Origin of the sequence: Aurantibacillus circumpalustris, from assembly GCF_029625215.1 — a bacterium.
GTDB classification, from domain to species: domain Bacteria; phylum Bacteroidota; class Bacteroidia; order B-17B0; family Aurantibacillaceae; genus Aurantibacillus; species Aurantibacillus circumpalustris.
Window position 1 is genome coordinate 3,587,277 of record NZ_CP121197.1, and the last position, 16,564, is coordinate 3,603,840.

At 34.9% G+C, this 16,564-nt stretch carries 8 protein-coding genes; 4 read left to right on the top strand and 4 right to left on the bottom strand.

The window, feature by feature from the left end:
* Positions 1 to 29 precede the first annotated feature (29 nt).
* Positions 30 to 1,529, bottom strand: a complete 1,500-nt coding sequence (locus P2086_RS14865) for a T9SS type A sorting domain-containing protein (RefSeq protein WP_317897539.1) — start codon at positions 1,527 to 1,529, stop codon at positions 30 to 32.
* 280 nt (positions 1,530 to 1,809) lie between these two features.
* Positions 1,810 to 1,902 (bottom strand): hypothetical protein, encoded by a 93-nt coding sequence (locus P2086_RS19095; RefSeq protein WP_396127477.1) that lies wholly within the window; start codon positions 1,900 to 1,902, stop codon positions 1,810 to 1,812.
* 245 nt (positions 1,903 to 2,147) lie between these two features.
* On the opposite strand from P2086_RS19095, the gene P2086_RS14870 reads away from it, so the two are divergent.
* On the top strand, positions 2,148 to 8,489 hold the full coding sequence (locus P2086_RS14870) for a hypothetical protein (RefSeq protein WP_317897540.1): 6,342 nt from the start codon (positions 2,148 to 2,150) through the stop codon (positions 8,487 to 8,489).
* A gap of 346 nt (positions 8,490 to 8,835) precedes the next feature.
* Complete coding sequence (locus tag P2086_RS14875; protein WP_317897541.1) at positions 8,836 to 9,942, top strand: hypothetical protein; 1,107 nt, start codon at positions 8,836 to 8,838, stop codon at positions 9,940 to 9,942.
* Between the two features lie 190 nt (positions 9,943 to 10,132).
* Here the strand turns inward: P2086_RS14875 and P2086_RS14880 are convergent, their stop codons facing one another.
* Both P2086_RS14880 and P2086_RS14885 read right to left on the bottom strand, forming a co-directional pair.
* Positions 10,133 to 12,544, bottom strand: coding sequence for a DUF5723 family protein (locus tag P2086_RS14880; protein WP_317897542.1), 2,412 nt, complete (start codon positions 12,542 to 12,544; stop codon positions 10,133 to 10,135).
* A gap of 108 nt (positions 12,545 to 12,652) precedes the next feature.
* On the bottom strand, positions 12,653 to 14,515 hold the full coding sequence (locus P2086_RS14885; protein WP_317897543.1) for a DUF2142 domain-containing protein: 1,863 nt from the start codon (positions 14,513 to 14,515) through the stop codon (positions 12,653 to 12,655).
* 128 nt (positions 14,516 to 14,643) lie between these two features.
* On the opposite strand from P2086_RS14885, the gene prfA reads away from it, so the two are divergent.
* Entirely contained in the window at positions 14,644 to 15,714 is a 1,071-nt protein-coding gene (prfA, locus tag P2086_RS14890) for a peptide chain release factor 1 (RefSeq protein WP_317897544.1), read from the top strand.
* 135 nt (positions 15,715 to 15,849) lie between these two features.
* A complete protein-coding gene (locus P2086_RS14895; protein ID WP_317897545.1) occupies positions 15,850 to 16,563 on the top strand; it encodes an LOG family protein in 714 nt (237 codons plus the stop codon).
* The last annotated feature ends 1 nt before the right edge of the window (position 16,564 follow it).

Below are 16,564 nucleotides of genomic sequence, written 5' to 3' on the forward strand. Positions count from 1 at the left end.
AGAAAGAGCCTTTTTAATTATTAAATAAATTAATCTTGGTTAATTATTTTAAGCATTTTTGTTTGCTTATCAGAATTAACTATTTTAAGTAAATACGTTCCTGTAGGTTGTTTTGATAGATTAATTTCAAAACTCTCACTATTTGCTTTTTCAGTCAAAATCGTTTGGCCTAACATATTGTATACTTCAATGAGATTTTCTCCCTTCAGTCCGGATATAAGCGTTTTTCCACTTACGGCCGGATTAGGATAGACTTTTAGATACTTGTAATTATTATTCAACTCTCCTATTCCAACAGTATCCCCATTACACCAAGTCAAACATACTTTGAAGCTTTCAGTAAAGGCAAACTGAGGCACTCTACCTTTAGCGCCCATTGGTTTCAAACGTGCTCTAAACTGGTTATTTGCATCAAAACAAAAAGGTTCTGAAGCAACATCGTTATAAAGAGTTACTGTATGGTTATTGACATAAGGAAGGAAAACTCTTGAATCTCTTACGTTTTGAACATAAATAAAATCAAAGTTCCATGTAATCGAAGAATCGGCTGCAAATGCACTTGAGAAAAAAGGTGGAAACGGTGATCCCAAATTCCATTTTCTATAAAATTGATTCAGGTTATACATACGGTGCTCAAAAAAACCAGATGAAGTGTTAGTAAATGTCATTGGAAGCCTTGCACAAACAAACTCATCATCCGTTGTATCACCAAGAAGTTTTACCCAAGTTGGCATTATTTGACTTGCCTGAACCTCGTATTCTACATGAGGCGCAACTACAAATTCATAGGAGGTTCCAATACCGAATTCGGGAGATAACGTAAAATCTTTGGTACTATAAAAAGTCCCGTTAAATCGCACAAAACTGTAATCCTTACCATTTTCGAAGTCGCTACATTTTGTGCTTACTGGAGCCGATGAGTTTGTTGCTGTTGTTCCTGCAGTTCTTAACAAATAAGCATAGTCACCTGAAGAGGTAGATACGTTTCTGAATAAAATAGCAAAATCCGTCGTCATTGTTCTTGGCCCATGCAACAGGGGCCCACCAATAGGCGTTACAGCATTTCCACCCACAATAGTTTGCACAGAGTCCAGCGGAGGTAAAACAGGAAAGCCTTGTGCGTTCAAATTACACAAGTAAATATTAATAGGAATTGTTAAATGAACTGCTGGTTGTACCCTTTGCCCAAACGCTTCAAGACCAGTAACTGTAACTGTCTCTCCAGCCGGCACATCAAATCTTGATCCAACGTGTGTAATGTTTGTAACTGTAGAAGCTGCTGATTTGTATTTTGGAAAATTAGTATAATCAACTGTTGCTGTTTTAAAATAAAATTTATTCAAATAGTAGTGTAAGGTGTCTTTCACCAACAGGGTATTAGTATTTGTTGTTTTAAAATTCGGATTTCCTTCAGAGGTGAAATGACCTTGACTTTTTGTTGTAGTAACCTGCACGCTTTTACCTTGCGCACTCGCAACAAAATTCAATGCAAATAATGCAGAACCTAGGAGTAGTATTTTTTTCATCATTTATCTTTTTTAGATTAAGTGTTTCCCAAAAATATGAAAAAAACTGTTAGTTTATAAATAAAATTAGCTAATTTATTAAAACGTTTCTTTGTGAAACAGTTTAAAGTAGAAATCTGGCATATTTAGCTGGTTTTAAGCTATGAGCGGGTTATTAAATCACCACTGTTAACATCTTAATATATACCTTGCTTATTTGATTTTAAATTGAATTTTTGGATTAATATTTACTGAAAAACTAGTCAACAAGGCTTATTATTTTAATCACTTTTGATTGTTTATTTTAATTAACTATTTTTATCAGGTAGGTTCCAGCTGGTTGATTTGAGAGATTAATTTCAGAATCTGAACTTGTTACCCTATCCCTTAGAATCATATCACCCAACCTGTTATAAACCTCTACAGTATTTTTCTTATTTAAGTCCCTATAATAGCGCTTTTCCAAATACCGTGAAATCTGGATTTATTCGAAATAAAAAAGATCTACTACTTTTAACCAACCCCCCTCTGTTTATGGATTTTTTGATTGCTTTACATCTTATTAGAAACAAAGTGTTCATATTTAGATTTAAAAAATTTTATCGATTTTTAAATATTGTTAAATTTACACCAATTGTGCATATGGATGTAAGGCTAAAGACCTTAATAAACGACGTTATATTAAACTTTGCAAAGAAACCTTTGTTGTTTTTGCTACTGGTATTGGCTTGCCCTCTCTACTCTCAAAAATCTTCAGATTCTGATATTGCAAAAGAAGCAGACAAACTTTTTGAGCAAGAAGATTATTCCAGGGCTTACAAACTGTATTCACAGCTAGTATCCAATTTTCCTAAAGACCCTATTTATAATTACAAACTTGGGGTATGCATGATATACAGTGAACCAGATAAAAAGAAATGCCTGCCTTATCTCAAATTTGCCGCTACTAACGACGATATAAAAGAATTACAGGATGTTCATTTTTATCTCGGCAAAGCTTTTCATGTTAATTATCTTTTTGATGAAGCCATAAAAAATTACAACGAGTTTAAGCTTACCGCATCTTCCACCCAAATAAAAAAATTACAGGTAGATCGTGAAATTAAAGCCTGCTCTAATGGTAAACATTTATTAAGTAGCCTCACCGATCTCGAAGTTATGAGTAAATCGGAGCTTTCGGAAAACGATTATTTTAGAAGCTATAAAAAAATTGGCGGAAAATTACTTATTAAACCAGATGATTTTAAAACCAAAACCGATAAAAAGAAAAATGAAACTTCGGTTGTTTTTCTTCCGAACGGTAGCAGTGTAGTATATTACAGTAGTTATGGAGATAATGATGCTAATGGCAAAGACTTGTATACGGCATCAAAACAAGCCGATGGAACCTACGGAAAGCCTCAAAAAGTAAAGGGTGTCAATACGGAGTTTGACGAAGACTACCCCTTTCTTCACCCAGACGGTAAAACTCTTTATTTCGCCAGTAAAGGCTTTAATAGCATGGGTGGATATGATATTTTTAAATCCATCTTTAACGAAGAAACAAATACATGGGGCGCTCCTATTAATTTAGAATTTCCTATAAATTCACCCGACGACGACTATCTTTTTGTAACAGATTCTCTTGAAACCATGGCGTATTTTAGTACTGGAAGACAGAGTTTACCCGGCAAAATCGACGTCTTAAAAGTTAAAACTAAGCGCAGACCTATTGATATTATTGCTATGAAGGGAGAAGTAATTCCTGGGGACCCTGAATATTCGTTAACCAGCAATATTACTGTTAAAGATTTATTTACACAAAAGGAAATTGCAAAATACACGGCTAAAGAAGATGGAAGTTACCGCATGGAGTTACCAAATGGCGGAAAGCTGTTGTTTACAGTTGAAACACCAGGTCTTGAAACCCAATCATCTCAAGTATCGATACCAATGGCATCCGCAGCGAAACCATACAGACAAACGATTTCTTACGAAAAAGGTAAATTAAAAATTCTCAATTATTTTGATGAATTAGAGACCGACGATTCTTACCTGCAGTATTTGAATGTTATTGAAAAGAAAGCTAAACTGGATGTTAGTGAAGCTAGCAACGAAACAACCCCACTTGCCGTAAACACAACAAATCCAGAAGCTACTAAAGAGGATCCGAAACAAGAAAAAGTATCGGATAGCATTATTAATGACCCTGAGAAATCAATAACGGCAGATCCAAAAAAAGGGATGGATAACAAGCAATTAGCTAAAATTGCTAAACAGGATGCTTCCGAATTAAAACAAGAAGCATTACAGTTAAACCGTGATTATGAAGCTGCCAATGCAACCGGACTTAAACAAAAAGAAGCCGCCGATAAAAGTCTTACCGAAGCGAATGCTACACTTTCCAATGCTGAATTAATCTCCGATGAATCAGAAAGAAAAATAGCTCTAAATGCAGCTAATTCTAAAATACAAACCGCTGAAAATGATCTAACAATTGCAAACAAAATATTGTCGCTGGCTAGTTCTCTGAAAGAAGATGCTAATAGAAAGGAAAAAGAGTCTAAACTGAACATGGACTATGCTAACGAGCTTGAGAAAAGCACTAACAATAAAGGCAATAAGGCTTCGTTGGCTAAATTAGAAGAACTACAAAACGAAATAGATGCACTGGCATCTAAAACAAACGCTTCCGAAAACTTAATCACTGAAATTAAAACTACTATTGAACAAAAAGAAAAACAAATTACAGATGTTGAACAAAGCAATACAATTGCGAAAAATGATTTAGAAGAAATAAAAACTGCTATAACAGACAAAGAAACAGAACTGAGTAAAACAAAAAAGAAAGCGCTAAAAAAGGAAGTAACGAGTCAAATTGAAGAGCTAAAACTTGACGAGGCTGAGAAAATTAAACAGATAGCCTCGAACGATGCTGAAATTTTAAATTTGAAAGAAGAGTTAAGCGCCAGTAAATTAGAATTAGACGCTGCTACAAAAATTAAGACCGAAAATATTGCTGCGACTAACAACACAAATAGCCAGCCTATTAGTACAAAAAGTTTAAAAGAAAAGTATAAAGACAAAACAGTTGTCCTTAATCCACAAAGTAAATCCAGCATAGAAGAAAGCACCACTCAACTATACGGCTATAACAAAGAACTAGATGAATTAATAAGCAAAACCAAAATTGAAATAACTAAAACTAAAAACAAAGACGCTAAAATAAAGTTAAACAGCGAACTAAAACAAGCAGAACAATTAAAAAAGCAAAATCAGGAACAAATTACACGGAACACCAAAAAACTAGAAGATATTAACACCGTTGCAGTAAAAACAGCTGAAGTTAAAAATACCTTTGATCCTATTATTGCGGAAAATAGTGATGAAGCGGTCTCCAAGCTTGACAATCTAAGTAAGCAACTTATAGGAAATGACAATCAAAATTTTGACTACAACGGTTATCAGAATGAAGAAGCGCAAAATCTTAAAGTAGAAGCCGACACTAAAATAAACGATGCCATAGCAAAAGAGAAAATTTTAAAAGAAAGAATAAGTACTTCAAAAAATGAATTGCAAGGAAATATAAAGATAGATGCTAAAAAATTAAACAGTGAGGCAGAAGACTTGGTTGCTCAATCGCAAAAAATTAGAAACGAAGCAAAGGAAAAGGTGGGTTCTGAAAAAGATAAGCTAATTGAGCAAGCGAAAGAATTAGAGGAACAAGCCAACACGAAATTAATAAGTGCATCGGAAGTAACTAGAAAAGATAATGAAGCTATTATAGAAGCGAATAGAGAAAATATTCAAAACTTAATTAATGAGAAAAAATCTCCTGAAGAGGATTTAAATTTTGTAAAAGAATTAAGGGAAGAAGTGAAAGACGCGTTTAGAAAAGCTGCGGATATCAGAACAGAGGGCAATTCATTAAGTAACATTGGAGGTAAAGTTGGAAGTATTAGCAATGCTGAGGAAAAAGAAGCAGAAGGTATATTAAAACAAAAACAAATAATCGAATATCTTAAAAAAGCGAATCCTGATTTTGTATTGAAAGAGCCTGTAACTAGTTCATCTCCCAATGCGTCAGGAAATTCAGGAAATGAAGTAGATGTGAACGCTGCACTACAATCCATCAATTCAGAATTAAGTGACCTTGCAGCAATTAAAATTGAATCTTATCAGAAACTAAATCAAGCTAATGATATAGAAATAGCTCAATTATTAAGCGACATTAATGAAAAGCAAACTATTATTGACAACAATCCTAATTTAAAAACAGATTTAATATCGGGCAACAATAAAGTTGAAAGCGCAAAGACGTTTAAGCAAAACTCTGAAAATACGACCAATCCAAATGAAAAATTAAATGCTCTCATTGTAGCTACAAAAAAACAAAATGAAGCGATAAAACAATTTATAGGAATCAAAAATTCTATAACAGAATTAGGTGAGAATGGCGTAACATCAAATCATGTTAAAAGCAATCCCACTCAAAACAAAGCACCAAAAACGGCAACTAGCGATCTGGGTATGTTATCAGAGATTGATACGGAAGTAGGTGGAAACAATCCTCCTCAAAACAAAAAACCTAAAGCGGCAAACAGCGACCTGGGCATGTTATCAGAAATTGATATGGGAGTTGGAACCAATTCAGGTGCCAATGTTGAAACAACTTACGATGAATCTTCTTTAAAAAGTGACACAACAACGGGACAAATTTTAACTTACTTTGATAACAACAATCTGTATATGCGTAATTCGCAAGCCGGCGCATCGGCAAAAAATTCTTTGAGCTTACTAAAAGACTATGAAACTAAAAACTCTGAAATAACTCAAAAGCTGAATACCCTTTCAAACACACCTGAAAGCGAACAAAAAGGATTGAGTTCAGGGGAATTAAGAACTAAAAGTGAAAATTTGCTGGCTGAAGCGGAAGATCTAAATGCGGAAGCAACACAGATAAAAAAAGAGGCCGAAGGAAAAAAAGGTGATGAAAAAAAACAATTACTTGAGCAAGCAAAAGAATTGGAAGGTCAAAGCCAAGATAAAATGATTGAAGGTTCGGACTATAAAATGAAGTCCAATGATTTGGAATATAAAATGAACTTAAATGCGATAACTGAATTGATTGAAAAATTAAAAAACGATAATCCTGAAATGGCTTCTGAGATGGAATCGCGAAGAGAAGAATATACGCCATTAAAAACACAGGTGAGTAATTTAAGAATTGAAGCGAATGCCTTAAGCAATAAAGCAGCTAAACTTGGCGCGATAAGTAATGCTGAAGAAAAAGAACTTGAGTTGATACAGAAACAATCGTCGTTACTAAACTCTCTAAAACAACAATATCCTGATTATGTAGTAAAGGAAACTACTTCGCTTACCCCGGAACAGCAAGCTACTGAATTAAGACAAAAAAAATCAGAATTAAGCGAAAAACAATACACGGAACTTACAAATCTTATTAATGCTTTTAGTCTAGAATATGAATCCTCTAAAAATAATGTTCAATCAAATCTAAGTCCAAATCAAGAGACATTAAAACAAGAAGCCGATGAATTAAATACTGAATCGAAGCGTTTATTAATTCAATCGTCTCAAGAAAGAAATGAAACCGAAAAAATGAAACTGTTAACACTTGCTGCAAAATCTGGAAATGCTGCAGTAGAAAAACTAAATAAACTTTTACCAAAATCTGTAAGGCCTAAAAGTGATTTGGATGCACTTGCCGAAATCGGAAGCGGCATCGACAATTCTAACGAAGGAGAATATGTAACTGTTTCCGCTTCAAAAACAACAAAATCAAAAAACATTAAGAACCAATCAAAAATTGTTGGTGTTGAAGTTCAATCTGGCAACGCTTACTCTACCAGTAATCCCATTCCTATTGATGGCAGGATGGAAGACGGTTTGGTGTTCAGAGTTCAAATTGGAGCATTTAAAACTCAATTACCTAACAATGCTTTTAAAGGTTTAAGCCCCCTTAATGGAGAAACGACTAACAGCGGATACATACGTTACACGGCTGGTAATTTCTTTAAAATTGAAAACGCAAATGCTGTTAAGAATGACCTTCGCAACTTAGGATACAGTGATGCCTTTGTAGTAGTTTATTTTAACGGCAGAAGAATTACTTTAGCAGAGGCTATGGCAGAAATGGAGCGACAAGGAAAAACAGTTGATCCGAACGCGCCGCAAACAGCAGGTATAACTGCCAATGCCAATGTACCAAAAGCAGCTGTTAACCCAGTTATTCAAGAAAGCGTTTCTATTACAAAAGAACTAGAACAAATGGACGGTTTATTATACACAATACAGATTGGAGTTTATACCAAACAAGTAAGTAAGCCACAGATTTTAAGTTTAAAACCAATCTTTAGAGAACAATTAACTAATGGGCTTTATAGATACACTGCCGGGATTTACAACAATCCAGAAAAACTATTACTTGATAAAGCTAGAGTGGTAGATATGGGTATAAGAGATGCATTTGTTTCGGCTTATTTAAATGGCAAGCGTATACCATTTGCGGAAGCTAAAGATCTTCAAGCGAGTGGCAATCCATTAAAACTTGAAAAAGAAAACCCAATAGTATTTCCAAACAGAACTGTTGAACCTTCCAGTACATTTGACGCTCTTTTCAATACATCGGTAAACACAGTTGAACCGTTTAAAAATCAAGTTAGCGAGTACCCTATTCCAACTGCTGAAAATGGTGTAAAAACGACCGAAGAAGGCGTTTGCTATAAAGTTCAGATTGGTGCATTTAGTAAACAAGTTCCTGAGGATGTAGCTTCTAAATTTTCTTCTATAAGAACCTGGCCAGTAGATAATAAACAGATTAATGGTTTATTTATTTACAATATTGGTAATTTTTCTGATCTCGCGCCAGCAAAAAATCTTAAAGAAGAAGCGGTAAGACTTGGTATAACCGATGCTTTTATAACCGTATATAGAAACGGCAAAAAAATGTACGGTGCAGAAGCAGAATCGTATTTGAGATAAATCAACAAACATCTTTAAAAAATCTTACACTATTTCAATTGCTAAGAAGTAAACATGTTTAGCTTATTAACAACGGTTATATTATTGTGTAATTCACTATAAGCAAACCACAAGAGCGCTGTTGTGACCCAAAATATTAGACTACTAATATTTATATGGACATTTTATCAAGTTTAGAAATATCCAATTAATTCGTCATACTAGCTGCAACTTTTATTCACATTGAAAAATAATAAAAACTACTACCAATAGTTTAACAAAAAGGTTTAAAATAGAATTTCATTCAAACGCAACGGAAAAAATAATAACTTAACAGGTAATTTACACCAACTCAAAAACACAATCTATGAAACGAATTACAATTATCTTGTCTGTTTTTTCTCTCTTCTTGTCGGGGTTTTCTAAGGCCCAAGAACATGACGCTTATGAAACGGGAATAAATGAAGTAACTGTCTTACTCAAATTCAGGGATTTAAACGGAAATATTCTTGCCGGTGAGTCAATGACTATTTTTGAATTCTCTTCAGGGAATTCAAAAATATTTAAAAGCTCGCCAGTAGGTACCCTTATTTTGAAGGGATTATCCGGATCGGTGTTTGACATCAGTTTCAAATACAACCCACATTACCTTATAATCGATACAAAACAGTATCAAGAAAGGATAATTGAAATACTGGTGACTTACGAGGGGACTGCCGAATTAGAACGACAAAAAATTGAACGAGAAAAGTTTGAAAAAATGGCACGCGAAAGATGGGGGTCGACCAATGCTGAAGGATTTAAAAAAGACCTTGAAAACTACTCTAATGGAAAATATAAATTCCAGGATGAGGTATTTTTAAAAGTCCTGAAGAGAAACGTAAAATGGAAGAATAAACTCATAGTGTGCGATATTACTGGTAGTATGTATCCATATATTGGGCAGGTTTTATTATGGTACAAACTTAATTATGCGGATGAGAAGACAACGCAGCTTTGTTTTTTTAATGACGGTGATTCAAAAAGTGAAGACCAAAAAACTATAGGTAATACAGGTGGGATATATTATTGCGATAAGTGTGAGGAAGATTCATTGACGGACGTAATGGTAAGAGCAATGGTTGGGGGCTGCGGTGGAGACGCTCCTGAAAACGACTTAGAAGCACTTATTAAGGCATCAAATAAAATGAAAGATTTCAAGGAATTAATATTGGTTGCAGATAACAACAGTGATGTAAAAGATATAGCGTTACTAAAAGAACTGAAAATACCGGTTCGTGTTATTGTATGCGGTTCGAATAACCGCGTGGCTTCAGATTACTTGGAGATCGCATACAAAACTAAAGGCTCTGTTCATACTATTGAAGAGGATATAGAAACCGTTTCTGCAATGAAAGAAGGTTCTGAAATTAAGATCGGGGGTAGGAAATATAAATTACGTAAAGGGGAATTTATTCTTATAAACAAAGGGTGAGTGTAAATCAGTTCGTCAATACAATAAGTCAATTTGAAGAGCGCGATATCTTATAACGACAAACTTAATTTATGAGGACAAGGAAGAAATATTAGTACGAATCAACTAAACGACTTAGGTCTCTGAAAAAACATTGAACCACAGAATTACTGTTAACAACAGCCTTGTTATTAAAACTTAAGTCACTTAATCACTCCTTCAACAAAATTTTCATCTCTACCCTTCTGTTTTTTTGTCGCCCCTGAGGAGTTGCATTATCTTCAATAGGTTTACTTTGTCCGAACCACTCAGTAATTATTTGTTCTTCTTTAACAGCTTTCTTAACAAGATAATTTTTCACCGCTAAAGTCCGTTTTTCTGAAAGTACAAAATTCTTTTCTTCATCGCCTGAATTATCAGTATGTCCAGAGAGTTTTAATTTCCAGTCTTTTGAATGTGCCACCATTAATTTTGCTAAAGCATTTAATGCAGGTAGTGATTTGGCTTTGATAATATCTTTAGCAGATGCAAACTCAAGACTAGCGAAAGCCTTTTCTATTATTTTTTTCTCAGCCGCTTTCATTGGTACTTCCTGAGGAGCAGTCTCAAGGACTACCGGACGTGAAACAGGACATCCTTTCAGTTCTACTAAACCAAATTCTTTCGGGCAATTATCATCTTTATCTAACACACCGTCGCCATCCGTATCTACATATGGACAACCTTTGTTTTCAATAGGCCCCGCTTGATCAGGGCACTCATCATTTTTATCAACAATTTTATCTCCATCCTTATCAGGACAACCCTTGAATTCTTTAGGACCAAACTCATCAGGGCAACCGTCGTATTTATCTGGCGTTCCATCAGCGTCTTTATCTGGGCATCCACTAAATTCACTCGAGCCTGGGTCAAACGGACATTCATCTAACCTATCAATAACCTTATCACCGTCGGTATCAGGACAACCTTTAAATTCAGCTGTTCCAGCACTATCCGGACACATATCATCCATGTCGGTTATTCCATCACCATCACTATCAGGGCAACCCATCAATTGGATTAAACCAGGTACATCTGGACAGCGGTCATCTGAATCTTGAATATGATCACCATCTCTATCAGGGCATCCTTTAAATTCCCATACACCAGGAATTCTGGGACACTTATCTTTTTTATCACTAATTCCGTCTTTATCATAATCCTTTTTAATGCCGGTAGGAATAGGTATTTTAAGTAAAAAATAAAAATTTGCTCCGTACGTGTCCTTCTTGCTAAAATAGGAGATAACATTGTTAGATCCCACCACTAAAGGCCCCAGTCGCAGCATAGCTCCCATTGCAATTTTACTTCCTCTATTTGCTGACAAAGTATTATAAGAAAGAGGTATCCCTAAACCTACCCATTTATCTTCCACACGAGGCGTTAAGCTAATAGTTGTATAATCATAAACCTTAGACTCTTTGTTCTTGAAAAAATTGCTAAAATTCCCAGTCAAATTCACATAAAAAGGCTTCCAGATATTATAATCTACTTGAAGATTAATAGCCATTGGTAAACGCATGGTAAAGGTTCGCTCGTCATTTTTTGCGGGAAACTCATTAGGGTGAGCTTTAAGGGTGGAATCAAAGCCATTTATACCATCCGCATCCTGAAATATGGAAATATTAAACCTATTTACATCGGCTGTAAAATCATTAGACAAAGCTCCTTTCTTAAATCGAATTCCACCAATATCATTAACAGCCAAACTCGCTTTCAATTTATATTTATTTTTATCACGTCTGTATAAACCCGACACCCCATCCATTTCGTACTGATATTCGTCAAAATCAGGTCGCCATTCGTATACCACACCAATATCTAAACCAAAACCAGGAGAGGAAGTGAACTTATAAATTTCATTAGGATTACTAGAGTTGAAATTTAGATTATCTGAATGTCCATAAGCAATTTCAGTTTTAAAAAAACTAACGGTATCCTTTGTACTAACCAAATAATCTAGATCTCTCGCATAAAAATAGGCCGCTTCAAGACCTTGTAATAATTTAACAGTCAACCCCGCCTTTAAAAAATGGGGGCCATCCATCTTCACAACACGTGCGTAAGACAAGCCGTATTCTGCCCAGGCCATTTGTTGAATGCTCAAATTTTTATTGGTGAGTCGTTCATTTAATAATCTGTCCACCGAAAGTTCACCAAACAAAAGATCAGCCAAATCTTGCGAAATACCATCAACATTAATATAATTACGCACACTCCAATTAAATGCAATTGCATTTTTCCTATTTATGGAAACCATAAATGAAGGTAATGCTAGTCGATTTGAAACGTAAAATGCTTTTGATTTCCCATCATTTAAAATGGAAAGGGTTTGATTTCTATCTCTCCAAAGTGTGTCTGAAAATATCGAATAACCATTTTTAACTCCCATATAATTATTGTCTACCGTCGCATTTAATCCAAGCAAAGAAATGTCTAATACGAATCTATTGTCTACAATATTTGCCGGATTTACAATCGCACCGGTTACACCCGAATAATTACTGCTTTGAAGACCTAAAAAGTCTTGTGCATTTAAAAAGTTAGAAAGGAGTATTATTAAAAAAAGGAAAATTCTTTTCATAAATAATTTGTATAGGGTGATAAACAAATATAGTTATTTTATCCAATTAGCACTTATAAATTGAAATACAGAGACTTTTAAAAACATGTTGAACAGAAACTTAAACAACTAGTTGATTTTTTTAATTGAAAACCAAAGATCGTCAAAATAAATTGTATCAGCTGTTGGGTTTTGTAAATAGAACAAACTCTCAGAAGAGTCACAGCCAGCCGGCATTGACAAAACCATTCGCATCCTTTCCCATCCATTATTTTCTTTCAACTGAGCATCATCATGCGCAAAGTAGTAGCCGTTACAATTAATGCCTTCGCCCGTAAAAATAAGTTGGCCTTTGCTGGCTTTTTGCCAAGCTCTCATCTCCAAAAAACTTCCCGAATAAATATTTTTCACTTTATAAACGGCCGATAAAGAAGAATTCGGGGGCATGACAAGAGAATGATTTCCTGATCGATGAACCTTGGTAGTCAAGACATTTGTACCTTTCAGCAGTATACTGTCATTCGACGTTAATAAAAATCCTTCTGCATTTATTTTTTCCACATCGCATGAAACCTCAATTTTACTTATGCACGTTTCTTTGTAATAGCGTGTATAGAGCAAATTGAATGTGATACCATTGGCAAGAAACACAAACAAAATAACAATAGGCGCAACATTTAATTTTATTTTAATCCAGGATACATTGCAAAGAATAAAAAGTAAAGGCATTACCGGAACAAGATATCTTCCCTGAATAGAATCTGCAATATCCCTACCAACGGCGTTCCAAATAAGGTGCTGCGACAAGACAATTAAAGAGAAAGTAAGAATGGCAGCAGAAAAAATAATTAGTTTTTTAAAAAAAGAAAGGTAAATTTTTGTCTTTTCTGTGACCGCAACAAATAAAATCACCAGGTATGAGTTTATAAAAAACCAAAACGGAATGCCCGAATCCATGTAAGCTCCAAAATGTCCAATATAACTCGACAAATAGAAATCGGCAGTTTTAACCGTAGTGTTATAAAGTACCTTTGGGAAAAAAGTGCCGTGTGCGAGCAAATGCGCTTTCTGTTTGTGATAATCTGCACCCTCACGAATGGTAGTATGCGGTCTGAACTGAAGATTATAATCGTCGTAACCAATGAAATAAGGTGATAAGGCCTGCGTCCATAATGCCGCACATAAAAAAGCAACTAAAACAATGCTTCCTAATAGTACATATTTTCTAAGCTTTGATGTAAAAACATGTGCTGGAAGAATCAATAAAATTAAAAGTAAAGACACGTAAATAGTTTTACTTAGCGGCAAAAAAATGCAGAGAAGAAAAAGCAAAGCAATTTCCTTTTTCGTGATAGGCTTAGTGTAAAAAGAAAACTTTAGTACTATGGCAATCAACATAAAAGATAAAATATTTGTAACAGTATCCGCAGTGATTGAACTCGCTAAATACATATTCATGGGCAATAAAAACACCATTACGAATAACCATTTATAAGATGGAAGTGTTTTTATAATGTACCACATTGCCAAAAGCCAAATAAAAAACGTAAACACTCTAGTGACATCGTACATCATCCCAACTGAAAAATGAAATTGGCGGAGAATAAACAAAGTCAATGCTTGAGGAATGTAAGCTACAGCAGAATAATTACTCGTATTCGGAAAATCTTTAAACACCTTTTCTTTATCCGAAAATTTAATTTCATAACCCTTGGCAATTTCTTCAGAAGTTAGTTTGTACGGAGAAAAAACTGCACTAGTTATGTAAAGAGACATGTACTGCGCAAAACAAACTGGCACCTCTCCACCAAGACGTTGATCTTTTTTCTCAGGTAAAAATTTTCCTTCACTTATCTGATACGCTCTTAAAAAATGATTAAACTCATCGGGAGATTGCATGGCAGGTCTAAGAAAAAAATACACAATACCCAAAGTAATTGCAGCAAATACAAAAAACGAAGCGGGATTTATTTTTGAAATTAGTTTAAGCATGAAACGTTAAAAACGTATTGTACACGGTATCTAGGATAATTTGGTTGGCCACAAGCAATACTAGTATTTTTTGGCTAAACAAGCAAAAGAATTCAGCAATTTCCTATCTTTGCGATCCTTAAAATGCTATGTTAGAAAAATTAGAAGAAATAAAACGCCGCTACGAAGACGTGGAATTAAAATTGGCCGACCCAAAGGTTATTGGCGATATGAAGTTGTTTAAAAAACTCAACATCGAATACAAAGAACTAGGTGATATTGTTACCCATATCAACGAATACAAGAAAGTACTCTCAAACATCGATGGTGCTAAGGATGTACTTGCTACCGAAAAAGATAAAGATTTTTTAGAAATGGCGAAAGCCGAGTTGGAAGAGAACCGCGAGAAAGAAGAAAAATTGACCGAAGAAATTCGCTTAATGTTAATTCCAAAAGACCCTGAAGATGTAAAGAACTGCGTGATGGAGCTCAGAGGTGGCACTGGTGGTGATGAAGCCGCCATTTTTGCAGGTAATCTTTTTGAAATGTACTCTCGTTTTTGCGAAAAAAAAGGTTATCAATTAGAAATAGTGGACTCTAGCCCAGGTACTATGGGTGGTTTTAAAGAAATTGTTTTTAATGTAAAAGGAATTGGCGCTTATGGTACCATGAAGTTCGAAAGTGGTGTTCACCGCGTGCAACGTGTACCGGCTACCGAAGCTTCTGGAAGAGTTCATACTTCTGCAGCATCGTTAGTAGTTTTGCCTGAGGCGGAAGAATTAGATGTAGATATTAAAGATTCTGATATTGACATGGCTACCGCTCGAAGTGGCGGGGCTGGTGGACAAAATGTAAACAAAGTAGAAAGTAAGGTAATTTTAACGCATAAACCTACAGGTTTAGTGGTGACTTGCCAAACAGAGCGTAACCAACTTGGTAATCGTGAGAAAGCCATGCAAATGCTCCGTTCAAAAATATACGATATCGAATACCAAAAACGTTTAGAAGCCGTTACCAAACGTAGAAAAACAATGGTAAGTACTGGTGACCGTAGTGCGAAAATCAGAACCTACAATTATCCTCAAAATAGAATTACCGACCATAGAATTAATGTTACTTTATACGATCTAACAAATTTTATGAATGGTGATATACAAGAAATGATAGATAAATTGCAATTTGCAGAAAATGCAGAGCGCATGAAGGAGGGTGGATTGTAATGGGACGTTCATTGTAACTTGTACATTGTACATTACCTGTGTTTAATAGGCGTACAGACAAGTAATATGTTACAGTATACAATCTACAACTAGGCACACAGACAAGGTACAACTAAGCACAAAAAACAAAATTAAATGACATCAGAAGGAGAAGATAGAATTAGAGACGCTTTCGCAAACAAGGACTGGAATGATATTAAGGCTCAAAACAGCTGGCAGATCTTCAAAATAATGAGTGAGTTTGTTGAAGGTTTTGAAAAAATGGGTCGTATTGGTCCCTGTGTATCCATCTTTGGTAGCGCGCGCACTAAGCCAGAAAACAAATATTATAAGTTAGCTGAAGAAATTGCTTTTAAACTTGTAAAAGAAGGTTACGGTATTATTACAGGTGGTGGCCCCGGAATTATGGAAGCTGCAAACAAAGGCGCACGCAGAGGCGAAGGTAAATCAGTAGGTTTAAACATTGTATTGCCTTTTGAACAAACAAACAATCCTTACATTGATACAGACAAGTCCATTAACTTCGATTACTTTTTTGTACGCAAAACTATTTTCTTAAAATATTCTCAAGGTTTTATTGGAATGCCAGGTGGTTTTGGGACCATGGATGAGTTATTCGAATCACTTACTTTGGTGCAAACAAATAAGATTGCACAGTTTCCCGTAGTATTAGTTGGTACTGAATATTGGAAAGGCATGATTGACTGGATTAAAAATACCATGCTCACTGAAGAAAACAATATTAACGCCATTGATTTGGAACTTTTTAAAATTGTTGATACCGCAGAAGATGCTGTAAAACACATTGTAGATTTCTACAGCAAATACCTTTTAAAACCAAATTTCTAAA

What these genes read in the sequence shown, in the direction of transcription:
- prfA (WP_317897544.1), top strand. Translation starts at nt 14,644, where the DNA reads ATGTTAGAAAAATTAGAAGAAATAAAACGCCGCTACGAAGACGTGGAA.
- P2086_RS19095 (WP_396127477.1), bottom strand. Translation starts at nt 1,902, where the DNA reads ATGATTCTAAGGGATAGGGTAACAAGTTCAGATTCTGAAATTAATCTC.
- P2086_RS14880 (WP_317897542.1), bottom strand. Translation starts at nt 12,544, where the DNA reads ATGAAAAGAATTTTCCTTTTTTTAATAATACTCCTTTCTAACTTTTTA.
- P2086_RS14865 (WP_317897539.1), bottom strand. Translation starts at nt 1,529, where the DNA reads ATGATGAAAAAAATACTACTCCTAGGTTCTGCATTATTTGCATTGAAT.
- P2086_RS14885 (WP_317897543.1), bottom strand. Translation starts at nt 14,515, where the DNA reads ATGCTTAAACTAATTTCAAAAATAAATCCCGCTTCGTTTTTTGTATTT.
- P2086_RS14870 (WP_317897540.1), top strand. Translation starts at nt 2,148, where the DNA reads ATGGATGTAAGGCTAAAGACCTTAATAAACGACGTTATATTAAACTTT.
- P2086_RS14895 (WP_317897545.1), top strand. Translation starts at nt 15,850, where the DNA reads ATGACATCAGAAGGAGAAGATAGAATTAGAGACGCTTTCGCAAACAAG.
- P2086_RS14875 (WP_317897541.1), top strand. Translation starts at nt 8,836, where the DNA reads ATGAAACGAATTACAATTATCTTGTCTGTTTTTTCTCTCTTCTTGTCG.